We start from the raw sequence: 25,747 nt of genomic DNA, 5'->3' as shown, positions 1-25,747 counted from the left end.
TAACGTGCAACTTATTAAAGAAAAAGCACTAAAAATTGCGATGATTTTTATCATCATCTTATTTTGCCTTGGCATAATGGGCGTGATTTTATTCGGCGTGCAGCAATTTAAGCTAGGATCACAATTAGCCAGTATTAACCAAGTCACTAATCTTTCCCATTTATTAGTGCGTCAGCAAGCAAATTTATTTTCAATGCTCTTGCTCAATAATGCAAAATCAGAACAACTAACCGAAAACTTGGATAATTTTGTGAAAGAAGATTTTATCCTTGACGCCTCGGTTTATTCTCAACGGGGCGAGCTGTTAGCACAGAGTTCCAATGCCTCATTATTACGTCTGCAATTAGGGCTTGATCAGCCCGCAGCAAAAGAAATCATCAATCAGCAAATTGTTGAACCGATTTATTCTTCTGAGGGGGTAGAAGGTTTTTTGCGTGTTACCTTCAATAATAAATATGGACAAACGACACAAAGCAAAATCAACCTGATTTTTAACCGTCTTTACGGTGAGATCATTATTGTGTTTCTCACTGGCGTGCTATTTGCCAGTTCCATTCATTATTTTTTGAGCCGTTATCGCAGAGTGAAACGCAAACAACTTGAGCTTTCACAACCGGTTAAAAAGCCATCCTCTCCAACAAACCGTTTAACCTATCATCGCAAACGCAGACGATTTAAAAATAAAGCATAAAAAAACCGCACTTTTAAAGTGCGGTTTTATTTTTCTGAATTTTTTAATCTGAAATTACGCTAATTTTTTAATTTGAGCAGATAATTTAGATTTGTGATTTGCCGCTTTATTTTTGTGGATTAAGCCTTTAGATGCCATACGGTCCACAACTTTTTGCATTTCTAAGAAAGCCGCTTGTGCAACCGCTTTTTCACCTGCAGCAACTGCAGCATATACTTTCTTAATGTAAGTACGCATCATAGAGCGTTGGCTTGCATTGTGTTGGCGACGTTTTTCTGATTGAATCGCGCGTTTTTTAGCTGACTTGATATTAGCCAAGGTCAAACTCCTAAAATTTCTGTTGAATTTACAAATAAAGGCGTGAACTATGCCTTTTCTCTATACAATTGTCAATAAAACAATTTATTAAATACTGTCTGAGGCTCGGTGAGACACAACCGAAAAATTTGCATCGTTCGCTAAAAATTTGGCTTGAAATTAGCCCACCGAAACGATGTGGGCGAATTTTATCAGTTTTTTTGCCTAGAATATAGCTTAAAAACGAAATTTCTATACAATTAAGCCAAATTTTTCTTGATGAGAAAGCAATTTTGAGTAAACGATTATTAAAATCTGGCATTATCGTCAGTACAATGACTTTATTATCTCGCGTGCTTGGACTGGTGCGAGATGTGATTATCGCCCACATTATTGGGGCGGGTTTAAGTGCTGATGTGTTTCTTTTCGCCAACCGTATCCCTAATTTTTTACGCCGTTTATTTGCTGAAGGGGCATTTTCCCAAGCCTTTGTCCCTGTCTTAGCAGAATACCAAAAAACAGGTGATCTCAACAAAACGCAACAATTTATCAGTAAAGTATCGGGAACATTAGGGGGCTTAGTCACCCTTGTTACCGCCTTTGCGATGGTTTTCTCTCCAGTGGTTGCCGCCATTTTCGGCACGGGCTGGTTTATTGATTGGTTGAATGATGGGGTAAATGGGGTGAAATTTGAGCAAGCCTCGCTGTTACTCAAAATTACCTTTCCTTATTTATGGTTTATTACCTTTGTTGCCTTATCGGGGGCAATTTTAAACACGCTAGGTAAATTTGGTGTAATGGCATTTTCGCCCGTGTTACTTAATATTGCAATGATTTGCGCCGCCCTTTTCCTCGCCCCCCACACTGCCAGCCCAGATCTTGCGCTTGCCATTGGGATCTTTATGGGTGGTTTGTTGCAGTTTTTATTTCAATTGCCTTTTTTAAAACAAGCGGGATTATTAGTAAAACCGAAATGGGCGTGGAATGATGAAGGGGTAAAAAAAATCCGCACACTGATGCTCCCAGCCTTATTCGGGGTTTCCGTCAGTCAAATCAATTTATTGCTTGATACCTTTATCGCCAGTTTCTTGATGACAGGATCCATCAGCTGGCTTTATTATTCCGATCGCTTGCTCGAATTTCCTCTTGGGTTATTTGGTATTGCGATTTCTACTGTGATTTTGCCAACACTCGCGCGCCACCACGTTAATCGTACAGATAATGCAGAAAAAAGTGCGCTGGATTTTCGTAACACGATGGATTGGGGAGTGCGAATGATTTTATTGCTTGGTGTGCCAGCAATGATTGGCATCGGAGTACTCGCCCAACCAATGTTACTCGTTCTCTTTATGCGCGGTGAATTTTTATTTTCTGATGTGCAAGCCGCGTCTTATTCTTTATGGGCATTTAATATGGGGTTACTCAGTTTTATGCTCATCAAAATTCTGGCCAATGGCTATTATGCCCGTCAAGATACCAAAACGCCGGTGAAAATCGGTATTATTGCGATGGTGAGCAATATGGCATTCAACCTGCTTGCGATTCCATTTAGTTATGTTGGCCTTGCCATTGCATCGGCAATGTCTGCCACCTTAAATGCCTATTTACTCTACCGTGGTCTGGCGCAAGCCAATGTGTATCACTTTAGTAAACAAAGTGCGGTGTTTTTTGTCAAAGTTTTTACCGCTGGGCTAATAATGGGGGCTGTCATTTGGCACTATTGCCCAAGTTTAATTCAGTGGCAACAAATGGCATTGCTTCAGCGTATTCACTGGCTAGTGTGGCTCATTGCACTCGCCGCACTGATTTATGGCGGTGCTTTGCTACTTTTAGGCATCCGCAAACGCCATTTAGTACATTCATAGACAGTATTATCAAAATAACAAAAAATTTCACTAAAAAATACCGCACTTTAGCGTTGAATATTTGCGAAGCACATTGCGAAAACGTAAACTAACACAAGATTATTGGGGAACATTATGAAATTATTACAGCAGAAAAAACGCCATTCACTCAGTGTGCTGAGTTTGCTGGTGACTTGTGTTTTAACCAGTCTAAATGTTTACGCTGAGCATACTGTCGATCTCAAAGTCATTGGTGTAAAAGGGGTAAAAGCCATTGAGAATGTGGATATTTACACCAAGATGATCGATCCTGAAGAAGCCGATGGTTCAGAACGCTATCAATATATTGTGAGCGAAGCGATCAAAAAAGCCTTGCGCGTTTACGGCTATTACAACATTAACATTAATTTCACCTTGCAACCTGCGAAAGGGGGAAAACGCCCTGTACTTATCGCCGATGTCAATGCAGGTAAACCTGTTTTGCTGACAGGAATGGATATTCAAATCTTGGGACAAGCAAAGGAAGATGACGCTTTTCAAGCATTGAATAAAAAATTACCCAAACTTGGGGAATTGCTTTATCACTCCAAATACGAAGATTACAAAAGTGAATTACAACAATTAGCCTTAGCCCGAGGCTATTTTGATGCAGATTTTGATGTTTCCCAGCTTTTAGTTCGCCCTTCCACCTATCAAGGCTGGTGGAAGATTATTTTTGATAGTGGCGAACGCTACCGCTTTGGCAAGTTTACCTTTGAACGCTCACAAATTCGCGAAGATTATTTGCGTAATATGATGGAAATTAAAGAGGGGCAACCTTATTTAATTAATGATCTCTCAAACTTTACCAATGATTATACCTCGACTAACTGGTTTAGCTCCGTGTTAGTGCAACCTCACCTTGATGAAAAAAACAAAATCGTTGATGTGTATGTGTTACTCACGCCACGCAAAAAAAATGCGATGGATCTCGGTATCGGTTATTCCACCGATGTAGGACCTCGTTTCCAATGGGGCTGGACAAAACCTTGGATCAACAGTCGTGGGCATAGCTTCCGTTTTAATCTGTATGCTTCTGCACCGAAACAAACGGTGGAAGCGGTATATAAAATGCCATTGTTAAAAAATCCCCTACGTTATTATTATGAATTTTCCACCGGTTATGAACGTGAAAAAACAAATGATACCGAAACGTCATCAGGCACCTTTGCCGCATTACGTTATTGGAATCGCGTTTCTGGCTGGCAACACGCACTAGGATTGCGTGTACGTTATGATTCTTTTACCCAAGCCGATCATTCTGATAGAACGTGGCTGGTTTACCCAACAGGCTCAATCAGCCGAACACGCTTAAAAGGAGGATTATTCCCCACTTGGGGCGATGCACAGCGTTTGACGGTGGATTTAGGACGTAAATTATGGCTTTCTGATGCAAATTTCTTAAAAATTCAGGCGTCTAGCGCTTGGATTCGTACCTTTGCCGATAATCATCGATTTGTTTTACGAGGTGAAATTGGTTGGTTACACACCAAAAATATTGAGAAAATTCCACCCGCACTTCGTTTTTTTGCGGGGGGCGATCGCAGTGTGCGTGGTTACGGTTATAAAAAAATCTCACCTAAAAATTCTGATGGACAGCTTATAGGGGGAACTCACCTTATGGCTGGAAGTTTGGAATATCAATACCAAGTTTATGAAAACTGGTGGCTCGCCACCTTTGCGGATACAGGGCTTGCAGCAAATACGTACTCCGTTAATGAATTACGTTATGGCGCAGGCATCGGGATACGTTGGGCATCACCAATTGGCGCAGTAAAATTGGATATTGCCACACCCGTTCGGGATAAAGACAAAAGTAAAAATGTGCAATTTTACATTGGGTTAGGTTCAGAATTATAGGCAGAAAAAATGACAAAAGAAATGCAACAAACCATACCGTCCAGCCAAGAGACACAACATCAAACTGCTGAACAGCAAAGCGGAGAAAATCAGACGGAACAATCCCCTTCACCAAAGAAAAAACGTTCCCTATGGCGAATGTTGCTATGCCTAAGTGCGGTGATTTTTTTACCCATTTTTGTCTTGCTTGCCACTCTTGCGACTAGCCAAGGTCAGCGCGGTCTTATTCAGCTTGTTGATAAACTTATGGATAGCCTTTCTATTGAGCAAATAGAAGGCGGATTGCAAAATGGACTCACCCTGCATAATGTGAAATTTCAGTCAGAGGGCGTCGATACTCAAGTTCAACAAGCCCATCTGCAACTGGATTTAGCTTGCTTGTTAAAAGCCAAAATTTGCCTGAATGATCTCACCATTCAACAACCGAAAATTCAGATTGATACCTCACGGCTTCCGCCTTCAGAAGAAAAGGATAACAATCCTAGCCCAATGAAAAAAATCCACCTCCCTGTGGCAGTACAAGTAGATAATGTGCAAGTGCAGGATTTAGCGTTAAATATCGATCAAACACAAATCAATTTAGCTCATTTTTCCACCGCACTTAGCCTAAATAATGAAAGCGGTTTTACCCTTGCACCAACACACATTAATGATTTGTTAGTGCAAACTTACGCCTTACCAGAAGAAGAAAAAAACACAGAAAAAATCGCGGTAAAATCAACCAAACCAACGGCGCAAGCCATTGATTGGCAAAAGCTAGAACAGACACTTACCCCCGCATTTCTTGCCAATTTAAGCAAAATTGAACTGCCTTTCGATTTGCATATTACGGATATTCAAGGTAAAAACTGGCAATATCAACCCCATTTTAACCGCCAAAATAACACGGCGAAAAATGAAGCCAAACCCGCTGATGCACAACAGATTGATGTCCCTTCGTTACAAATAAAAGCCGATGCCACAGGCAATCAAATTCAACTACAGAGCCTGAATATCACAAGCTCAGTGGGAACGCTAGAAGGGCAAGGCACAATGCAACTGGACGAGGATTTTCCTCTTAATTTTCAACTTAACAGCCAACTGAAAGGCTATGCACCATTAACAATCCCACAAGCGGATCTCAACGTGCAACTTTCTGGAAAATTGCGTGGGCAAACGCAACTTCATTTGCAAAGCAAAGGGGATATTAATGCAGAGCTGGTGGGGAATGTCGCACTCAACCAAGAAAAAACACCTTTTGATCTCAAATTAACGAGTAAAAATTTACAGTATCCTTTTGATAAAAAAGAAAAAGATCCACTCAAAGTACAAAATGTTATGCTTAATCTCAACGGAGATTTGCTTGCTTACCACGCTCAACTTAACGCTGAAGTTTCAGGAATGGGCGTGCCAAAAACACAGCTGACAAGCCAACTTCACGGTAAACTTTGGCAGGTAAGCATTGAGCAATTTGAACTTAATGCCTTACAAGGTAATGCTCATCTAAGCGGTGAAGTAAACTGGCAAAAAGGCGTGCAATGGCAAAGTGCGGTGGATTTTTCACAATTAAATCTCACCCCATATTTACCATCAATGCCAGCGTTGTTGTCAGGCAATTTCAGCTCACAAGGACAAATTGACGGGCAAAATTGGGCTATTCAAGTACCAGATTTAACGATTAACGGTACGCTTTCACGCCAGCCATTAAGCCTAAAAGGGAAACTGAGTGCGGATAGCACCAAATGGTTAAGTGTGCCAAATCTGTTACTTAATTACGGTGAAAACCGCATTGCAATGCAAGGGGAAATTAGCCAACAATCCGATTTATCCCTTGATATTCACGCACCAAATTTACGTGGTTTATTGCCTGAACTTTCTGCTACCTTATTTGGTTATGCCAAATTAAAAGGGGATATTCGCGAGCCAAATTTAAGCGTGGATTTAACAGGTAACAATATTCGCTTCCAACAATTACAGCTGAATAAATTCGCGATTAAAGGGGATATTCGCTCACATCAAATCATTAGCGGTGAGTTAAACGCCAATGTCGCTGGCTTGAAATACGCTGATGTAGCCATTAACCAAGCAACCCTTGCGTTATCGGGCGATGAAAAAAATCACCAACTACAACTGCAATCACAAGGCAAACCCGTGGCAGCCAATCTAAAAATTGTGGGAAATTTCGACCGCACTTCACAAAACTGGAAAGGACAAATTAGCGGCATAGATATTCAATCACCTGTTGGAAAATGGCAGACAAATCAAGGAATTACTGTAAATTATAATCAAAATAAGATTACAGCTACTGTTTCCTCACATTGTTGGTTAAACAGTGATGTTGAACTGTGTTTTCCACAAACCTTCACCGCTGGAAAAAACGGTGAGGTGCCATTCCAAGTGCGTAAATTAGATTTAGCACTAATCAACAAATTATTAGATAAAGAACAAAACCAAACGCAGATCAAAGGGCAATTACAAAGTCAGGGATCGGTGGCGTGGTTTAGTGATAAACCACTCAAGCTAAATGTGCAAGTAACAGGCAATCATTTATCTGTAGCGCAGAAAATTGATTATCGCACCTTTAACCTTGCCATTCCAAAAGTGGATATTAACGCACAAATGGAAAACAACAACCTGAATTTAGATTCCGCCATTGATTTAGCGGATCAGGGGCGAGTGACTAGCAACCTAAAATTACAAGATTTAGCCAAATCTCGTACCTTAGGAGGAAGCTTGAGTATTCATCGTTTAAACCTCAATTTAGCCAATCAACTGCTTTCCAGTGGTGAAAAGGTAAAGGGTGAAATTGAAGCCAACTTAACCTTCGGTGGCAATCTCAATAGCCCACTGATTCACGGTAATTTTGATGTAAACCATCTCACTGCAACAATGAAATCTCTGCCATTTACTATTAAAGATGGCAATTTATCTATGCGTTTTGCCGGCAATCGTTCGACGTTACAAGGCTATGTGGAAAGTCCCGAAAGCCGTTTAGACATTACGGGCAACGCCGATTGGAAGGATATAGATCATTGGAACACCCACGTGCAGGCGAAAGCGGATCGCTTTAATGTGAATATTCCATCAATGGCAAAATTAAAAATTAGCCCAAATGTAGAACTCAACGCCAATCCAAAACTACTAGATATTTCTGGTACAGTCGATATTCCTTGGGCAAGAATTGCCATTGAACAATTACCAGACAGCGCCGTTGCGGTGAGTAGCGATGAAGTGATTTTAGACGGCCCGGATAAAACCAAAGTGGGGCTAAAAAACGGTGAAATTAAAGCACGTACGAAAAGCGGTATGGAGATTCGTTCTGATCTGAAAATTAGTATTGGTAATGATGTTACCCTCAACGCTTACGGCTTAAACACGAGCTTAAACGGCTTGCTTTCAGTTAAACAAGATAAAGGAAAATTGGGGTTATTCGGGCAAATTTATCTCAAAAATGGACGCTATGCCGCCTATGGGCAAGATTTATTAATCCGTAAAGGACAAATTAGTTTTTCTGGCTTGCCTTCCCAGCCAATGTTAAATATTGAGGCGATTCGCAATCCAACGGCGATGGAAAATAGCAACATTACCGCTGGGGTAAAAGTGATTGGCTTAGCGACAGCGCCACAAGTTACCGTGTTTTCTGATCCTGCAAGTTCACAAGATGAAGCCCTTTCTTACTTACTAACAGGGCGTTCACTAGAAAATAGTGGAGAGGCCGGTTCGGGTGGTTCGATCGGGGCGGCATTACTTGGTATGGGCTTAGCGAAAAGTGGAAAATTGGTTGGCGGAATTGGTGAGGCCTTTGGCGTTCAAAACCTCAGTCTAGGCACGCAAGGGGTGGGTGATAGTTCAAAAGTGACTGTCAGCGGTAACATTACCCCACGCCTACAGCTTAAATACGGTGTGGGCTTATTTGACGGCCTAGCTGAATTTACGGTACGCTACAAATTGTTACCACAGCTTTATTTACAATCTGTTTCAGGGGTAAATCAAGCCTTTGATCTACTTTATCATTTTGAATTTTAGGGCAATTTTATGAATAACGAAAACCTTCTAACCAAAGCCTCTGATTATTTACATCAGCGTGGCGAAGCACGGGAAATCGCAGCCATTGATTTGGGTTCAAACAGCTTTCATATGATTATCGCCCGCATTATTAATGGCTCAATCCAAGTGCTTTCACGCCTCAAACAAAAAGTTCAACTTGCTGAAGGGCTAGATGAAAATAATCACTTAAGCCAAGAGGCGATTCAACGTGGAGTCAATTGTCTTGCCCTCTTTGCTGAACGGCTACAAGGTTTTAAGGCTGAAAATGTCAATGTGGTGGGAACATTCACCCTACGTACCGCCGTCAATAATGCAGAATTTTTACGCCAAGCCGAGCAGGTTTTTCCTTACCCAATTAACATTATCACAGGACAAATGGAAGCGAAAACCATTTATGCTGGCGTTTCTCACACACAACCAGAAACAGGGCGAAAATTTGTCGTAGATATTGGCGGTGGCTCAACAGAAATGATTATCGGCGATGATTTTCATCCACTGATTGCAGAAAGTCGCCATATGGGTTGTGTGAGCTTTGCCAAAAAATTCTTCCCTCAAGGACAAATCTCTGCCGAAAACTTTCAGCGCGCAAAACAAAGTGCGGTGAATAAAATTGAAGATTTGGCTTTTGAATATCGCAAATTAGGTTGGCAATCGGTTCTAGGATCATCAGGAACGATTAAAACCGTCTATCAAGTCATTAGTGCAAATCTTGACCCCAACGGAATTATCACCGCCCAGCGTTTAGCCCAGCTCAGCGAGAAAGTCTTGCAAGTCGCCCATTTTGACGATCTACATTTAGACGGTTTAAACGAAGATCGTGCAGACGTTTTCGTACCGGGACTTGCCATTCTCACGGCGGTATTTGAAGTATTCGGTATTGAGCAAATGCGTTATTCCGACGGGGCATTACGTGAAGGCGTAATGTATAGCCTAGAAAAAAATTTCCAAGTAAGTAATATCCGCCAGCGCACCGCCCTTGCCCTTGCAGAACAATTTAACCTTGATGTGGCACAATCTGAACGGGTCTATCAATGTGCCAAACAGCTTGCGGAGCAATACCGCGCTTGGCAAAACAGTACATTACAAGAAGAAATGGTGGATATTCTACTTTGGGCGGCGCGACTACACGAAGTGGGCATTGTCATCAATCATAAAGGCCTGCAAAAGCACTCCGCCTACATTCTACAAAATATGGAACTGCCCGGCTTTGATAAAGAGCAACAACGCTTGCTCACCACCTTAGTACGCTATCAAATCAACAACATCAAACGAACGGATTTCACTAAATTTTCTCGTTATGCCGAGCAAGATATCCTCGCCCTTGTGCGCTTATTGCGTTTAGCGATTTTGCTCAATAAATCCCGCCAAGCCACAGTATTAAGTGAAAAAAATTCACTCAAAATCGACCGCACTTTAGCCCAATGGACAATCCAATTTGACACAAATTATTTAGCACAAAATCCATTAGTACGAAATGATCTCATCGCTGAAAACAAATTATTAAAAGAGATCGATTTGAGCTTAACTTTTTCATAAGTAAGGAGAAACAATGACAAGGATCAATGTTGTTCCACCACAAGAACTTTGTGATCAGCACTTGCTTGCTGAGCATCGTGAACTCACACGTATTCCCAACGCGGTTGCAAAAGGGAAATACAACCTCACAGGGCAACCCGCGGATTACAAATTAGGTGAAGGACACGTTCGATTTTTCTTCAATAAGCTCGCCTTTCTAAAAAAACGTTATGACTTATTACACCAAGAATGCCAAGCGCGTGGTTTTAACGTACAATATTTTTGGTCGGCGGATTTACCCCTAGATCCTAGCCTATGGCAAGATTATCAGCCCACAGAACAGGCGCTAAAAATCAACCGCGAACGTATTCAATTAAGAATGCCAAAAGTCCCGAGGTTTACATCAGTAAAAAATGTGGAATGTTAAAAATGGATATAAAAAAACGTATTTGAGCAAAAGCCAAATACGTTTTTTCTTTTATAAGAAGATTACTTCTGTTCAACCTTCAATTCAGCATTTTCAGGTAAGTGAATATTCATTTGCGGGAATGGAATTTCGATACCCGCCTCATCAAATGCAAGTTTGACTTTTTCAGTGACATCAAAATGCACTGCCCAGTAATCCGCCGTGTTTACCCAAGGGCGAACGACCAGTTGTACACTGTTTGCGGCTAACGCGCCCACGGCAATGGTTGGCTCAGGATCTTTCAACACGCGTGGATCTTGCGCCAAGATGTTTGCCACAATGGCTTTTGCTTGCTCAATATTGGATTTGTAGGCAATATCGAAAATAAAATCAATACGGCGTGTGCTGTTGCTAGAATAGTTGGTAATGCTATCCCCAAACACTTTACCATTTGGAATTAACACCGTTTTGTTGTCTGCGGTACGCAGTTCAAGCACTAATAAACCAATCTGTTCCACTGAACCTAAAACGCCACCCGTTTCAATTAAATCCCCTTTGCGGAAAGGTTTGAAGATTAAAATCATTACCCCAGCGGCAAAGTTTTGGAGGGAATTTTGTAAGGCTAAACCAATCGCCAAACCTGCTGCGCCAATTAATGCAACAAGGGATGTGGTGTTGATACCAAGCTGTGAAAGTGCGGCGATAATCACCATTAAGAGGAATAAAAAATAGCTGATTGATGAGACAAAGCTGTGTAACATTTCGTCTTTAGTAGAATGCAATACGGCTTTACCAAGCAAGCGGCTGAGCAAGCGAGCGATACTTTTACCAATCACATAGATCGCAATGGCAAGCAAAATTTTTGTACCATAAGGGATCACATAATCATTCAAGAGCGTGTTCATATCCATTGAATGAACTTTATCAATTAACGCTGAGGTTTGTGCTTGAATATCCACCGTATTTTCTGCGGCTTGAGCATTTTCAGTTGTCATAAACTTTCCTTTCAATCATTAAAAATAAAAACAGCGATAAAATGCACCGCACTTTATCGCAGGGCATCATTACTTATTGTTGATGAACGTTGCATAACGGCATCGCTATTTAGTCAAAAAGATTGACGAGATGTTCCGTTCACTTTCGCTTTTTTTTCACCGCGATAATTGTCTCTGTTTATCGACAAAAAGCCTAAAATAACTTATTTAAATCATATTTCGTAGGGGCGGACCTATGTGTCCGCCCGTTTAAACATCTCTTTTTTCATCGCATTTTATTTTGTCAAAAACAAAAGTGCGGTAGAAATTTTGACGGTTTTCCCACGATTAGTTCCTTGGCTTCGGGCGAACACATCGGTTCGCCCCTACAGGATAAAGTGCTGTGAGAAAATCGCTTTTGACTAAAAAATCATCGTAATAAGCAACGAAGTAAACCAGTTATTTTTTGGCAAGTTTTTCTGGGCGCTTCCACCCTTGAATATTACGCTGTGGAACGCGTGAGATCACCAGTTCATTTTCCGCAATATCTTTGGTTACCGTTGTACCAGCGCCAATGGTTGCCCCTTTCGCGATAGTAACGGGAGCAACAAGTTGGCTGTCTGAACCAACAAACACCTCATCACCAATCACGGTTTTGAATTTATTCACGCCATCATAATTACAAGTGATCGTCCCTGCTCCGATATTACAATTTGCGCCAATTTCGCTATCGCCAATATAGCTCAAATGGTTCACTTTGGATCCTTTGCCAATGTGTGATTTTTTCACTTCAACAAAGTTGCCGATATGGGTTTGTGCGGCAAGTTTTGTACCGGGACGAATTCTTGAGAAAGGTCCAATTTGCGCGCTTTCCCCAATGACTGCATCTTCAAATACCGAGTAAGGCTTGATTTCCACATCATCGCCAATCACGCAGTTTTTAATTACACAACCCGCGCCGATTTTTACACGATTACCCAATGTTACGACGCCTTCGATAATCACATTCACGTCAATTTCCACATCTTTACCGTGGGTGATTTCACCACGCAAATCAAAACGGTTTGGATCACGCAAACTCACCCCCGCAAGCAATAATTTTTCTGCTTGTTTACGTTGATAATACCGCTCAAGCTCAGCCAGTTGTAAGCGGTTATTCGCGCCTTCTACTTCCATTAAATCTTGCGCTTGCACTGCCGCCACTTTACAACCATCTTGGTTAGCAAATTTAATCACATCGGTCATATAATATTCGCCTTGAGCATTGTTATTATCCAATTTTGCTAGCCATTTTCTGAAACTTGCACCACTGGAGACCATTACCCCCGTATTCACTTCTTGAATCGCCAACTGTTCTGGGCTGGCATCTTTTTGTTCTACAATGGCGACCACATTCCCCGCTTGACGAATAATTCGCCCATAGCCAGTTGGATCTTCTAAATGCGCGGTTAATAAGGCAATGCCATTTGCTGGTTTCGCTGCAATCAATTTTTGCAATGTTTCCGCCGTAATAAGTGGCGCATCGCCATAAAGCATTACGATATTTTCATCATCGGCGAAAAAAGGCGCGGCTTGTTGCATCGCGTGTCCTGTGCCAAGTTGCACGGGTTGCAGCACCCAGTTTACATTTTCATCGGCAAGGTGTTGTTGTAATAATTCTGCGCCGTGACCATAAATTAAATGAATATTATCGGCATTGAGCTGTTTGGCGGTATCAATAACGTGTTTCACCATTGGCTTACCCGCGACTTTATGCAACACTTTCGGCAAGTCGGAATACATTCTCGTGCCTTTGCCCGCGGCCAAAATCACTACACTTAACTTGTTCATAAAAATCCTTGTTCTGTCGGTTTAAGATAAAAATCTGCGCTATTTTATAATAGAATATCGCCAATTCAAATTTTCAATGGAAAAGTTTATGCTCCCTCATTATTACCTTGGCGTAATGTCTGGCACCAGTCTTGACGGCGTTGATCTCGCACTGATGGATTTTTCTGCTCAATCAGCTCAGGTGATTGCCACCGATTTTGTGCCAATGCCACCAAATTTACGAGAAAATCTCACCGCACTTTTACATTCTGGACAAAGCACCCTACACCATATTGGTGAACTCGATCATCAACTTGGCGTACTTTATGCAGAAAGCATCAACCAGTTTTTGGCAAAATATTCTCTCCGTGCAGAACAAATTCAGGCGGTGGGTTGCCACGGGCAAACCATTTGGCACGCACCGCAAGGGCAATCGCCCTTTACTTGGCAATTGGGTGATGCCAATATTATTGTTGCTCGCACAGGCATTACCACTGTGGCGGATTTTCGCCGTAAAGATATGGCTTATGGCGGACAGGGCGCACCGCTTGTGCCTGCTTTTCACCATAATGTGTTTGCTGATCCTACGCGAAATACCGTGGTGTTGAATATTGGTGGGATTAGCAATATTTCTGTGCTAATCCCAAACCAACCTGTGCTAGGTTACGACACGGGCGTGGGCAATGCGTTGCTAGATAGTTGGATCGCGAAACATCAAGGAAAAAGCTATGATAAAAATGGCGAATGGGCGGCTTCAGGACAAAGTCACCCAGCTCTATTACAAGCCTTATTGGCTGATCCATACTTTTCCTTACCTGCCCCCAAAAGCACGGGGAGAGAGCAATTTAATCTCACTTGGCTAGAAAAAATTCTGCAAAAACACACCGCACTGCCTCCGCAAGATGTGCAAGCTACGCTAGCAGAATTTACCGCACAATGCACGGCACAAGAGCTACGGCATTTAAGCCAACACAATGATCTTCCCTGCTTATTACTCGTTTGTGGCGGTGGTGCGAAAAATCCTGTTATTATGGCGCATCTCAGTCGTTTACTTCCTGAATGGCAAATTGCCACCACAACAGACTACGGCTTAGACGCAGATTATTTAGAAGCCGCAGCCTTTGCGTGGTTAGCCTATCGCCGAATACATAATTTACCCTCTAACCAACCGAGTGTAACAGGAGCAACAAAGGCAGTGAGTTTAGGCGTGATTTATCCTAAAGATGATTAAATCAGGAAAACCTGAAAACCCAGTAGTGGCGAACCGATGTGTTCGCCCGAAACTAAGAAATTAATCGCGGAAAAACCGTCAAAATTTCTACCGCACTTTTATTTTTGACAAAATAAAGTGCGATGAAAAAAAGATGTTTAAACGGGCGGACACACAGGTCCGCCCCTACGAGATATGATTTAAATAGGTTATTTTAGGCTTTTTGTCGATAAACAGAGACAATTATCGCGGCGAAAAATAGTGATTTTCTCACCGCACTTTACCCAAGTGGCGAACCGATGTATTCGCCCGAAACTAAGAAATTAATCGCGGAAAAATCGTCAAAATTTCTACCGCACTTTTGTTTTTGACAAAATAAAGCGCAATGAAAAAAGAGGTTTTTAAACGGGCGGACACACAGGTCCGCCCCTACGAGATATGATTTAAATAGGTTATTTTAGGCTTTTTGTAGATAAACAGAGACAATTATCGCGGCGAAAAATAGCGATTTTCTCACCGCACTTTACCCAAGTGGCGAACCGATGTGTTCGCCCGAAACCAAAAATTTAATCGCAGGAAAACCGTCAAAATTTCTACCACACTTTTGTTTTTGACAAAATAAAGTGCGATGAAAAAAAGATGTTTAAACGGGCGGACACACAGGTCCGCCCCTACAAGATATGATTTAAATAGGTTATTTTAGGCTTTTGTCGATAAACAGAGACAATTATCGCGGCAAAAAATAGTGATTTTCTCACCGCACTTTACCCAAGTGGCGAACCGATGTGTTCGCCCGAAACCCAAGAGATAAAAAAATGAAAGACAACAGATTACTCAATCAACTTTCTCAGCTTACAACAGAACAACGCAATCCAAATTCAATGAATTTAGACGAGCTTTCTGCGTTAGAAATCGTGCAGTTAATGAATACAGAAGACAAAAACGTGCCACGGGCTATTGAGAAATGCTTGCCACAAATTGCTAGGGCGGTGGAAAAAATTGTGCAAGCCTTTCAGCAAGGGGGGCGGTTAGTGTATCTTGGTGCAGGCACAAGTGGGCGCTTAGGCGTGCTTGATGCCTCAGAATGTCCACCTACCTTTGGTGTTTCTCACGAAATGGTAAAAGGCATTATTGCTGGGGGCGAACGGGCTTTACGCTATCCTATTGAAGGGGCGGAAGATAATCCACAAAGTGCGGTGGAAAATTTGCGAGAAATTGATTTTAACAAAAAGGATATTCTTGTCGGGATTGCCGCCAGTGGACGCACGCCTTATGTGCTAGGTGGCTTGGATTATGCCAACGCCTTAGGCGCAACAACCGTTGCCATTGCCAGCAATGCGAATTCGCCAATGGCACAAATCGCAGAGATTGCCATCATCACACTCGTCGGCGCGGAAGTACTCACTGGCTCAAGCCGCTTAAAATCTGGCACAGCACAAAAATTGGTGTTGAATATGCTCACTACCGCCAGTATGGTGCTAATGGGGAAATGCTATCAAAATTTAATGGTGGACGTGCAAGCGAGCAATCAAAAATTAGTGGCGCGAGCTGTGCGTATCGTAATGCAAGCAACGGATTGCACAGCTGAACAAGCAGAGCGAACCCTCAACGTAGCACATAATAACGCCAAAGTAGCAATATTGATGTTACTGGCAGATGTGGATTATCCCACTGCGGTACAATTATTAAGCAAAAATCAAGGGCGATTGCAAGCAGCATTAACATCCCACTAAAGTACGGGACGTAAGTATTCCATTACCTTTTCAGCAGAAATCTGTGCCATTGTTGGCGCTTGTAAGTGATATTGATTTTTACCATAAGTGCCGATTAACTCTGGATTGGTCGCGCCATAAAGGGTGAGGTTAGGTTTATCTAAGGCGGCGCTGAGATGAGCTAATCCCGTATCCACAGAAACCACCGCTTTGGCATTGGCAATCTGTTGGGCGAGAGTGGTGAGGGACATTTTAGGCAAAACAACCGCATTTTCAATGCCTTGCGCGATCCATTCGGCGGTGTGTTTTTCTTTTTCATTTCCCCAAGGCAAATGCACACCAAAACCAAGTGCGGTGAGATTGTGTGCTAATTTTTTCCATTCTTGATTACACCAATGTTTATCCGCGCGCGTGGTGGCGTGAATCAATAACACATAAGGTGGCACGCTTTGTTGCACGGCAAAATGCTGTGCAATGCCATAATCCCCTTGCTGGCTTGGCAATGTATAATCCAAGACCTGTGCAAATAACTGACGGATGCGTTCTACCGCGTGTTGCTGATAATCAATGGCATAGTGTTTATCATAAAACAATGCCGCCAAAGGTTCGCGTGCGGATTGTTTATCGTAACCGTGCTTTATCCCTTGCGCTAGGCGCACAGCAAACCACGCACTTTTTACTAAACCTTGTGCATCAATCACTGCATCATATTGATTTTGTTGGAGTAATTGACGATAGGCTTGCCATTCTTGCCACGTATTGCGTTGTAAAAGCTGTTTACGCCAACGGCGAATCGCTATCGGGATCACGCGCTTCACCGCAGAATGCCAAGTGGGAATTTCCGCGAAATTTTCTTCCACCACCCAATCCACTTGTAAATTAGGCAAAGCTTTTTGTGCATCCGTCAATGCGGGCAATGTGTGGATTACATCCCCCATTGAGGAGGTTTTCACTAAGCAAATTCGCATTGTTATGCCTTATTTATGCCGGTTCAAAGTGCGGTAAAATTTCGTTTAATTTTTCCATTACCATTGCTGGGGTAATGTCGATAAGGCTTTGGTGATAGCCTTCGGCACTATCTTTAGCTTTACGAATTTTTTCTAATCCGCCTTTTTGTAAACGAATGATCACCGCTTGGTGAGATAATGGTGGCGTATATTGTGGGCTTGTTGGGCCATAAAGTGCCACAAGTGGACGTTGCACCGCCGCCGCAACGTGCATTAAACCACTATCATTGGTTACCACGCCTTGACAATCTGCAATCAAATCTACCACTTGATTAAGGCTTGTTTGCCCTGCCAAATTTAAGCAATAAGGCTGTAAATTTTCAGGCAAACTGGTACGAATTTCCTCCCCCACTTGCTCATCTTTCGCTGACCCAAAGAGGCAAATGCTGTAACCTTTTTCAATGAGCATTTGTGCAAGCTCGGCATAATGATAATGCGGCCAACGCTTGGCTGGACCAAACTCTGCCCCCGGACAAAAACCAATAGCAGGGCGATGTTGCGCCTGTGCAAGTTGCGCGTGAAAATGACCTTTGGTTTGCTCAATTTGCTGGCTGCTTACCTGTAAATAAGGATAAGGAAAGCGCATTTGCGAAGCAGTTGGCACAGCATTTTTTTCATAGGCCAATGCCACATAGCGTTGCACCATCATAGGGTAATCTTTTTTATTTACACGTAAATCATTCAAAAAGAAATAACGGCTTTCCCCTTTCCAACCACGGCGACACGCAATTTTAGCAAACACTGGAATAAACGCAGATTTGAGCGAATTTGGCAACACAATTGCCATATCATATTGATTTCTTAAACTTTTTCCAATTTCATAGCGTGCTTTCAAGCCAAAAGTGCCGTGTCCAATGGGCATTGGAAGAGCCTGACGCACCTCTGGCATTCTTTCTAACAGAGGTCGACACCAATTGGGCGCAAGTACATCAATTTGACAGTGAGCATATTGCTGTTTTAAACATTGATATAAACTGTGCGACATCATCATATCGCCAACCCAAGACGGGCCAATTATTAAGATGTTCATTTCGTGGTTCTCATCAATTTGTGAATTATATCAATTGCCAAGGGGAACTATAAACCTGCCCACTCAAAAAATCGCACTTTTCCACCGCACTTCTATTTGGCTAAAAATAAAGTGCGGTGAAAATTTTGACAATTTTTTACGACGAATCCTATTTATTTCGAGCGAACACATAGGTTCGCCCCTACAATTTGCTATGTTTATCTACAAAAATAGTCAAAATTATTTGTGTAATCGCGCAATAATTTCATATCGTAGAGGCGGACCTATGTGTCCGCCCACTCAAAATCACGTTTTCCCACCGCACTTCTATTTGTGCTAAAAATAAAAATGCGGTAGAAATTTTGACAATTTTTTAAGACAAATCCTATTTATTTCGGGCGAACACGCAGGTTCGCCTCTCATTTCATTTAATTGCGTAGTGATGTTATTTATTCAACCACGCCATATATTCGCTGACACCTTCCGCAACAGGTTTGAACGGTTTGTCATACCCTGTGGCACGCAGTTTACTGAGATCGGCTTGGGTGTATTCTTGGTAGCGGCTCTTCAAATGTTCTGGGAATGGAATGGTCTCAATTTGTCCTTTGCCGTGGAATTTTAATACAGCTTGTGCCACTGCCTCAAAACTTTCCGCATTGCCTGTTCCACAGTTATAAATCCCCGAAATGCCGTGTTGCCAGCACCAAATATTTACCGCAGCTACATCGCCAACATAAACAAAATCACGCAAGAAATGTTCGCTGCCTGCAAATAATTTTGGATTTTCCCCTTTCAAAATTTGGTTATTAAGGTGGAATGCCACGCTTGCCATACTCCCTTTGTGCTGTTCTCTTGGCCCATAGACATTGAAATATTTAAAACCACACACAGGTGAAGTTGCCTCTGGCAAGATTTTACGCACATATTCATCAAATAAGAATTTCGAATAACCATATACATTTAGCGGTTTTTCAAATTCACGTGCTTCGACAAAGGTTTTGCTGTCCCCATAAGTTGCCGCACTTGACGCGTAGTAAAACGGAATTTGACGTTCTAAACAATAATGCAATAATTCTTTGGAATATTCATAATTATTTTCCATTACGAATTTGCCGTCCCACTCGGTTGTGGCTGAACAAGCACCTTGGTGGAAAATGACATCAATATCACCTAAATCATCACCCGCCATAATGGATGCGATGAAATCATCTTTATCACAATAATCGGCAATATCTAAATCCACTAAATTGACAAATTTTGTGCCATCTTTTAAATCGTCCACCACTAAAATATCCGTGCGCCCAATCTCATTTAACGCTTTTACGATATTACTGCCAATAAAGCCTGCGCCGCCAGTTACAATAATCATTTTTCAATCCTCATTTGATTTTACTATTGGCGTTTATTCTAAAGGATTTTGCCAATAAGGGCTAAAGAAATTTCGCGCTCACCACCTCTTTTAGGTTATGATATAGCACAAATTCAGCCAAGATTAAGGATATATGATGCAACCACAAGATATTGCAAAATACATTGACCACACAGCCCTTGCTGCGGATAAAACGCCACAAGACATTCTTAATTTATGCCAACAAGCAATAGCACATCAATTTTGCTCCGTGTGTATTAACTCGGCGTATATTCCTCTCGCAAAACAGGCGCTTGCACAAAGTGCGGTGAGAATTTGTACCGTTGTTGGCTTTCCTTTAGGGGCAAGTTTAAGCCAAGTGAAAGCGTTTGAAGCGCAACAAGCAATTGCTCAGGGCGCAGATGAAATTGATATGGTCATTAATGTAGGGTGGGTAAAATCTCAACAATGGCAAGACGTGGAACAAGATATCGCAACGGTGCTTTCTGCTTGCCAAGGAAAAACCTTAAAAGTGATTTTAGAAACCTGTCTCTTAACCAAAGAGGAAATCATCAAAGTTTGCGAAATCTGCAAAACACTCAAGGTGGCTTTTGTAAAAACCTCTACTGGTTTTAGCACAGGTGGTGCAACTGTTGAGGACGTTACTTTGATGAAGCGCATTGTCGGTGATGAAATCGGTGTAAAAGCCTCTGGTGGCATTCGTGATACCGCCACGGCTATTGCAATGCTTAATGCGGGAGCAACCCGTTTAGGAGTAAGTGCGGGGGTGGCAATTGTGAAAGGAATAAATACACAGGAAAATGGGTATTAATTTTCTTTGAACAGGGTTAAATTGCTTTAATTATAAAAAAGCAAGATTACTCAATAATCTTGCTTTTTATCATCATAGGCTAGCATTATTCTTCACTCAAAAAGCCACCGCTTTGATGATGCCACAATTTGGCATAAAGCCCATTTTGGGCGAGTAATTCATTGTGCGTGCCTTGTTCCACAATTTGTCCTTTATCTAATACGATAAGACGATCCATTGCGGCAATGGTAGAAAGGCGGTGAGCAATTGCAATCACGGTTTTGCCTTCCATCATTTTGTCTAGGCTTTCTTGAATCGCTACTTCCACTTCCGAATCTAAGGCGCTGGTGGCTTCATCTAATAAAAGAATAGGTGCATCTTTTAACATCACACGAGCAATGGCAATCCGCTGACGTTGTCCCCCAGAGAGCTTCACACCACGCTCACCGACGTGTGCGTCATAGCCTGTTCGACCTTCTGCATCACTCAAAAATGGGATAAATTCAGAGGCTTCAGCACGTTGCGCCGCTGAAAACATTTCTTCATCACTCGCTGTTGGGCGACCATAAAGAATATTTTCTCGCACAGAACGGTGTAATAAAGAAGTATCTTGGGTCACTAAACCAATTTGGCTACGTAAACTTTCTTGGGTTACCTCGCATACATTTTGCCCGTCAATCGTGATTTCACCGTGATTTGCCTCGTAAAAACGTAATAGTAAGTTCACAATGGTGGATTTTCCTGCCCCAGAACGCCCAATCAATCCCACTTTTTCCCCGGGTTTAATGGTGAGATTAAAATGGCTGAGTAATGGTTTTTGAGGATCGTAGGAAAAACTCACATCATTGAAATGAATTTCACCTTTGCTCACTTTTAATGGCAATGCTTGCGGTTTATCTACAATAGTATGCGGTTTAGTGAGCGTATTCATACCATCATTGACGGTACCAATATTTTCAAACAAACGTGCGGATTCCCACATAATCCAACGGGAAATAAAATTCACACGCAATGCCATTGCAATGGCGGTGGCAATCGCACCAACTCCAACACTGCCTTGCTTCCACAGCACAATGCCAAGGATCGCCGTGCTGAGAGTTAAGGTAATATTGGTGGCGTAAGTGATAGTATCTAAGGAGGTGGCTAAACGCATTTGTGCGTGTACCGTCACCATAAATTCTTCCATAGAACGTTTGGCATAACTGGCTTCTCTAGCCCCATGTGAGAACAGCTTTACTGTGGCGATATTGGCATAAGAATCGGTAATCCGCCCCGTCATTAATGAGCGGGCATCCGCTTGGCGCTCGGCGGTTTTAGCTAATTTGGGAATAATAATGCGTAAAATAGTAATAAACGCAACAACCCATAAGGCAAAAGGCAATAAGAACCATGCATCCAATGCAGCCAGCACAATACCTGAGGTGATGAAATACACAACAACATAAACCATAATATCGGCAATAGTCAGTACGGTATCGCGTACCGCTAGAGCTGTTTGCATCACTTTAGCTGAAACACGCCCAGCAAATTCATCTTGATAGAAACTCAGGCTTTGTCCAAGCATTAAACGGTGGAAATTCCAACGTAAACGCATTGGAAATACCCCTTGCAAGGTTTGTAAACGAACCGCTGATGCGCTGAACGACCAGAACACACTAAAGATCAACAAGCCTGCCATTGCTAAAAGCCAATGACCTTTTTCTTGCCACAAGGTGGCTGGCGTGTATTTCCCAAGCCAATCCACTACAATCCCCATAAACTGGAACAACACTGCTTCCATCACACCCGTTCCAACAGTAAGCAACGCAAGCAACAAAATCCAGCCACGCATTCCTTCCATATTCGACCAAATAAAGCGAATTAAGCCTTTTTCAGGCGTTTTTGGTGATTGCTCTGGATAGGCATTTAGACGGCTTTCAAACCATTCAAAAATTTTATTAAACATCGTTTTTCCTAAAAATAAAAAGACGGGTTCGCAAGATAAAACAAAAGGATAAGTGCGGTGAAAAATTGAGAGATTTTCCACCGCACTTTATTTTTGCCATTCGCGAACGCAAAAATTGGCGTATTATAGCGAATGCTTGGCCATTTTTTAACAGTTTTATTTCACAAAGCCAATCTGTCGCATTTTCTCTAACACCTCTGCCACAGAAATTTGTGTCATTAACTGCTTGCCTTTCAGTTTGGTTGCCCAAGGTAACTGATGGGAAGGTTTGCCGAATTCTTGCTGAGCATTTTGTTCATACACGGAAACTACTTCTGATAAATTATAATAAGGCCCTGTTCGCAAGGGATTATGATAAGCATACAAGCCAATAACTGGCGTACCCTGTGCAGTCGCAATATGGGCGGGGCCACTATCAGGTGCGATCAGCAAATCAACCATTCCAATCAGTGCGGCCAATTCCACTAATGAGGTTTTTCCGCTCGCATTTACTGGTTGAAAATCACACAATGCGATGATTTTTTCAATCATTGCTTGCTCTCTAAATGCTGTTGATCCACATAAAATCACATTGATATTTTGACTGTGTGCAATATTGGCAATTTCAGCATAGCGTTCGGCCAACCAATCTTTTTCCAATTTACTTGAACAAGGAGAAATGAGTAGATTTTTTCTTGTTGGATCAATAAATTGTCGAACCGCAGAGCGTTCTTTTTCCCCAATCCCTAAATCCCATTTCGGATTATCCACAGGCAAGCCCAAATAATCCACAAAGGCCCAAAATCCTGCTAGAACGTGCGGATTATTCGGCTCATTAATTTTACGATTGGTAAATAGCCATTGCCCTTCTCGCGCACGATTTTGACTAAATCCAACTTTATAAGTGGCTTTAATACCTAAGGAGATCATTGAAGCACGCAATGCGGTTTGCATATTCAATAGCACATCAAAATGTTCATTACGCAATGTTTTCCATAACGCCCAAATGCCTTTCCAGCCAGTTTTTTTGTCATAAGGAATAAAGCGAATACCTTTCACATTTTGCAATAACTGACTTTCTGTTTTGCCAACAATCCAAGTAATTTGGGTATTTTCCCAATAACGTTGAATTTGTTGCACTGCCGACAAGGCATTGCATACATCACCAATGGCGGAAAGGCGTAAAATACAAATGGATTTTGGGGGCGAGGAAAAAAGTGCCATAGATTTACCTTCGTTTTTCTGTTTAATATAGCATTCTTTTTTATTTTCAGTAGAATGTTTTCATTCATCTATTCTATAAGAAATCAACCCAATATGCTTGAACTGCAACAGCAAAACCAATATTTTATTTTTAATCTGGAAACACAACCTGCGGAGCCAAGCCTCTATTTTGAACCGCAATTTTGGCAGCAACAACAGCGTATTCTTGGTTCGGCCAAAGGGCGGGGTATCACTTGGTTCGTAAAAAGCGCCGATCTGTTTGGCGTGAATGGGGCTTTACGTCATTATTATCGCGGTGGTTTATTAGGCAGACTAAATAAAGATCGCTATTGGTTCAGCGAGCTTCAGCACACGCGTAGTTTCGCTGAATTTCATCTGTTAAATAAATTACATCAAGAGGGGTTACCCGTGCCAAAACCGATTGGCGCAAGAATTATCAAAGGCAAAACAGGTATTTGCTATCAAGCGGATTTGCTCAGTGAAAAAATCGAAAATGCACAAGATCTCACCGCACTGTTACAACACCATAGTTTGCCTGCTGAAAGTTGGCAACAAATCGGGCAATTAATCCGCCAATTACACGACCGACAAATTTGCCACACCGACCTCAACGCCCATAATATTCTAGTACAACATTTCGCCACGCCAGAACAAAAATATTGGCTATTAGATTTCGACAAATGCACAGAAAAATCGGGGAATAGTTGGAAAGCCAAAAATCTCGCCAGATTACACCGCTCTTTTAATAAAGAGGTAAATAAACGAAACATTTTCTTTAATGAGAAAAACTGGCATATTGTTTTACAAAGTTATAATGAGAATAAGATCTAAAAAGGGGCAACAGCCCCTTGCCTACTGATTAAATTTTACTAAGCCAAAAACCGTCCAATAACTTGTCCGCCAACTAAAATCCAGGCCATTAGCATTGAAGTAAAAAACACGCCTAGATAAATATATCCTGTTTTGAGATAACACCAATGATTGATCACAATGAATACAATAAATTGTGGGATAATCACAGCAAGCATCATCATCCAGCGCCCACCAAATTGTGGTAACCCAATGAGATCAAATCCCGGTCCGATTTGCATAAAATCAGGAATGAAGTGGAATAGCCATAAAATAACTAAGCCACTGACAGCAAAGATAAGCGTTTTTATCGACCACATCATTAATGTCGCAGAAAATGTTTTCTGTAATGGTTGTTTCATTTGCACGCCAATGATCAACCCATTGAAAACGAAGAAAAAGAATAAAATAGGTAACCAATAAATCAAAAACAATTCTGCTCGTTCAATGGTGAGTGGCTTTAACAGTGGCCATAGGAAACGCAATTCTACACCTAACCAAGCGTGTAAAAAAACAAGTTAAAATATAAAGGTAACCTACGGCAATGGTGCTTAACAATAACGAGCGTAGCACCAATGATTTCAAACCGATACTTGCGTGATTAAGAACGCCAAATTCTTGTAATGAAACGGTTGGATTGGCTTTTTTCCATAATATAAAAAAGAGCAAATTTATTACCGCACTGACTAAAAGCCAGCTAATAATACCATTTCCCATTTCAAGGGGCATAAACTCAAGTGTTGCAGCAATAGGTTCATTGGCACCGCCCCATTGAGTAAAAATAGGATAAAGTAACATTGTGAGTGCAATATTAATGCCAGCAAAGATCCACCATTTTCTAGTAGATAGTGTAGTTTTCTCCGAAATTTGCTGAGTGATGGCAGAAAAATACGGACGTTTTAATAATCCATTTATTAAAAATAGCGCAGAAAGAATGGCACTGAATAATGCGATCAAACCTGAGAACTCTTTGTACCAATAGGTTTGATCATCAGGATCAAGCCAATCTTGATCTTTTACCCCATTTTGCAAGGCTTGATGAAACCATAAGATTGCTTCTTTATTACTTTGTTTAGCAATCATTACACCAAGATGCGTGCCATCAACCAATGCAGCACGTCTTGCCGTTCCCTCATCGAATGAGCCATAGGTATGATCCCATTGCAAGGTTGCATTTTCAGGTAAGGAAAAA

18 protein-coding genes and 1 pseudogene are annotated in these 25,747 nt (G+C 41.7%); 10 read left to right on the top strand and 9 right to left on the bottom strand.

Features of this window, described 5'->3' with window-relative positions:
• Positions 1-4 precede the first annotated feature (4 nt).
• Entirely contained in the window at positions 5-691 is a 687-nt protein-coding gene (locus L5B90_RS07445; RefSeq protein ID WP_265762516.1) for a YtjB family periplasmic protein, read from the top strand.
• A 54-nt stretch (positions 692-745) separates the two neighbouring features.
• Here L5B90_RS07445 and rpsT read toward each other — a convergent pair whose 3' ends face one another.
• Complete coding sequence (gene rpsT, locus L5B90_RS07440) at positions 746-1,009, bottom strand: 30S ribosomal protein S20 (protein ID WP_250363764.1); 264 nt, start codon at positions 1,007-1,009, stop codon at positions 746-748.
• A 272-nt stretch (positions 1,010-1,281) separates the two neighbouring features.
• Between rpsT and murJ the strand changes: the two genes are divergently transcribed.
• The 5 genes from murJ (at position 1,282) to L5B90_RS07415 (ending at position 10,699) form a co-directional block, all read left to right on the top strand.
• Positions 1,282-2,853, top strand: coding sequence for a murein biosynthesis integral membrane protein MurJ (gene murJ / locus L5B90_RS07435; RefSeq protein WP_250351184.1), 1,572 nt, complete (start codon positions 1,282-1,284; stop codon positions 2,851-2,853).
• Positions 2,854-2,967: 114 nt separating this feature from the next.
• Positions 2,968-4,731, top strand: a complete 1,764-nt coding sequence (tamA, locus tag L5B90_RS07430; RefSeq protein WP_265762515.1) for an autotransporter assembly complex protein TamA — start codon at positions 2,968-2,970, stop codon at positions 4,729-4,731.
• A 9-nt stretch (positions 4,732-4,740) separates the two neighbouring features.
• Positions 4,741-8,736, top strand: coding sequence for an autotransporter assembly complex protein TamB (gene tamB / locus L5B90_RS07425; RefSeq protein WP_265762514.1), 3,996 nt, complete (start codon positions 4,741-4,743; stop codon positions 8,734-8,736).
• A 9-nt stretch (positions 8,737-8,745) separates the two neighbouring features.
• Positions 8,746-10,293 (top strand): exopolyphosphatase, encoded by a 1,548-nt coding sequence (gene ppx / locus L5B90_RS07420; protein ID WP_265762513.1) that lies wholly within the window; start codon positions 8,746-8,748, stop codon positions 10,291-10,293.
• A 13-nt stretch (positions 10,294-10,306) separates the two neighbouring features.
• Positions 10,307-10,699 carry a pyrimidine dimer DNA glycosylase/endonuclease V gene (locus tag L5B90_RS07415; RefSeq protein WP_250363769.1) on the top strand — a complete coding sequence of 131 codons (393 nt, stop codon included), beginning with the start codon at positions 10,307-10,309 and terminating at the stop codon, positions 10,697-10,699.
• Between the two features lie 62 nt (positions 10,700-10,761).
• Here L5B90_RS07415 and L5B90_RS07410 read toward each other — a convergent pair whose 3' ends face one another.
• Together L5B90_RS07410 and glmU are read right to left on the bottom strand one after the other, a co-directional pair.
• Positions 10,762-11,673: a mechanosensitive ion channel family protein gene (locus L5B90_RS07410; protein WP_265762512.1), complete on the bottom strand. Its 912-nt coding sequence runs from the start codon at positions 11,671-11,673 to the stop codon at positions 10,762-10,764.
• Between the two features lie 438 nt (positions 11,674-12,111).
• A complete protein-coding gene (gene glmU / locus L5B90_RS07405) occupies positions 12,112-13,482 on the bottom strand; it encodes a bifunctional UDP-N-acetylglucosamine diphosphorylase/glucosamine-1-phosphate N-acetyltransferase GlmU (RefSeq protein WP_265762511.1) in 1,371 nt (456 codons plus the stop codon).
• A gap of 88 nt (positions 13,483-13,570) precedes the next feature.
• Here glmU and L5B90_RS07400 point away from each other — a divergent pair, with 88 nt between their 5' ends.
• Positions 13,571-14,692 carry an anhydro-N-acetylmuramic acid kinase gene (locus L5B90_RS07400; RefSeq protein WP_250363772.1) on the top strand — a complete coding sequence of 374 codons (1,122 nt, stop codon included), beginning with the start codon at positions 13,571-13,573 and terminating at the stop codon, positions 14,690-14,692.
• Between the two features lie 794 nt (positions 14,693-15,486).
• Positions 15,487-16,404 carry an N-acetylmuramic acid 6-phosphate etherase gene (gene murQ / locus L5B90_RS07395; protein ID WP_265762510.1) on the top strand — a complete coding sequence of 306 codons (918 nt, stop codon included), beginning with the start codon at positions 15,487-15,489 and terminating at the stop codon, positions 16,402-16,404.
• On the opposite strand, the gene rfaC is transcribed toward murQ, so the two are convergent.
• From rfaC to rfaD, 3 genes are all read right to left on the bottom strand, one after another.
• Positions 16,401-17,351 (bottom strand): lipopolysaccharide heptosyltransferase RfaC, encoded by a 951-nt coding sequence (rfaC, locus tag L5B90_RS07390; protein ID WP_265762509.1) that lies wholly within the window; start codon positions 17,349-17,351, stop codon positions 16,401-16,403. The genes murQ and rfaC overlap by 4 nt on opposite strands.
• A gap of 13 nt (positions 17,352-17,364) precedes the next feature.
• A complete protein-coding gene (waaF, locus tag L5B90_RS07385; protein WP_265762508.1) occupies positions 17,365-18,420 on the bottom strand; it encodes a lipopolysaccharide heptosyltransferase II in 1,056 nt (351 codons plus the stop codon).
• A gap of 424 nt (positions 18,421-18,844) precedes the next feature.
• Positions 18,845-19,768: an ADP-glyceromanno-heptose 6-epimerase gene (rfaD, locus tag L5B90_RS07380; RefSeq protein ID WP_250351194.1), complete on the bottom strand. Its 924-nt coding sequence runs from the start codon at positions 19,766-19,768 to the stop codon at positions 18,845-18,847.
• Between the two features lie 136 nt (positions 19,769-19,904).
• Between rfaD and deoC the strand changes: the two genes are divergently transcribed.
• A complete protein-coding gene (gene deoC, locus L5B90_RS07375; protein ID WP_265762565.1) occupies positions 19,905-20,579 on the top strand; it encodes a deoxyribose-phosphate aldolase in 675 nt (224 codons plus the stop codon).
• 85 nt (positions 20,580-20,664) lie between these two features.
• Here deoC and L5B90_RS07370 read toward each other — a convergent pair whose 3' ends face one another.
• Positions 20,665-22,503: an ABC transporter ATP-binding protein gene (locus L5B90_RS07370; protein ID WP_265762507.1), complete on the bottom strand. Its 1,839-nt coding sequence runs from the start codon at positions 22,501-22,503 to the stop codon at positions 20,665-20,667.
• A gap of 156 nt (positions 22,504-22,659) precedes the next feature.
• Positions 22,660-23,706 (bottom strand): glycosyltransferase family 9 protein, encoded by a 1,047-nt coding sequence (locus L5B90_RS07365; protein ID WP_250363776.1) that lies wholly within the window; start codon positions 23,704-23,706, stop codon positions 22,660-22,662.
• 93 nt (positions 23,707-23,799) lie between these two features.
• Here L5B90_RS07365 and L5B90_RS07360 point away from each other — a divergent pair, with 93 nt between their 5' ends.
• On the top strand, positions 23,800-24,537 hold the full coding sequence (locus L5B90_RS07360) for a 3-deoxy-D-manno-octulosonic acid kinase (RefSeq protein ID WP_265762506.1): 738 nt from the start codon (positions 23,800-23,802) through the stop codon (positions 24,535-24,537).
• A gap of 38 nt (positions 24,538-24,575) precedes the next feature.
• Here L5B90_RS07360 and L5B90_RS07355 read toward each other — a convergent pair.
• Positions 24,576-25,746, bottom strand: a pseudogene (locus L5B90_RS07355) (alpha/beta hydrolase); the annotation flags it as partial.
• Position 25,747: the final 1 nt, after the last annotated feature.

Source organism: Avibacterium sp. 20-129, from assembly GCF_026226845.1.
In the GTDB taxonomy this organism is placed as follows: domain Bacteria; phylum Pseudomonadota; class Gammaproteobacteria; order Enterobacterales; family Pasteurellaceae; genus Avibacterium.
This window is presented reverse-complemented; position numbering and strand designations above follow the sequence as displayed.

Coding starts and splice junctions, on each gene's coding strand:
- tamA (WP_265762515.1), top strand. CDS start 2,968: ATGAAATTATTACAGCAGAAAAAACGCCATTCACTCAGTGTGCTGAGT.
- tamB (WP_265762514.1), top strand. CDS start 4,741: ATGACAAAAGAAATGCAACAAACCATACCGTCCAGCCAAGAGACACAA.
- ppx (WP_265762513.1), top strand. CDS start 8,746: ATGAATAACGAAAACCTTCTAACCAAAGCCTCTGATTATTTACATCAG.
- L5B90_RS07415 (WP_250363769.1), top strand. CDS start 10,307: ATGACAAGGATCAATGTTGTTCCACCACAAGAACTTTGTGATCAGCAC.
- L5B90_RS07410 (WP_265762512.1), bottom strand. CDS start 11,673: ATGACAACTGAAAATGCTCAAGCCGCAGAAAATACGGTGGATATTCAA.
- glmU (WP_265762511.1), bottom strand. CDS start 13,482: ATGAACAAGTTAAGTGTAGTGATTTTGGCCGCGGGCAAAGGCACGAGA.
- L5B90_RS07400 (WP_250363772.1), top strand. CDS start 13,571: ATGCTCCCTCATTATTACCTTGGCGTAATGTCTGGCACCAGTCTTGAC.
- murQ (WP_265762510.1), top strand. CDS start 15,487: ATGAAAGACAACAGATTACTCAATCAACTTTCTCAGCTTACAACAGAA.
- rfaC (WP_265762509.1), bottom strand. CDS start 17,351: ATGCGAATTTGCTTAGTGAAAACCTCCTCAATGGGGGATGTAATCCAC.
- waaF (WP_265762508.1), bottom strand. CDS start 18,420: ATGAACATCTTAATAATTGGCCCGTCTTGGGTTGGCGATATGATGATG.
- rfaD (WP_250351194.1), bottom strand. CDS start 19,768: ATGATTATTGTAACTGGCGGCGCAGGCTTTATTGGCAGTAATATCGTA.
- deoC (WP_265762565.1), top strand. CDS start 19,905: ATGCAACCACAAGATATTGCAAAATACATTGACCACACAGCCCTTGCT.
- L5B90_RS07370 (WP_265762507.1), bottom strand. CDS start 22,503: ATGTTTAATAAAATTTTTGAATGGTTTGAAAGCCGTCTAAATGCCTAT.
- L5B90_RS07365 (WP_250363776.1), bottom strand. CDS start 23,706: ATGGCACTTTTTTCCTCGCCCCCAAAATCCATTTGTATTTTACGCCTT.
- L5B90_RS07360 (WP_265762506.1), top strand. CDS start 23,800: ATGCTTGAACTGCAACAGCAAAACCAATATTTTATTTTTAATCTGGAA.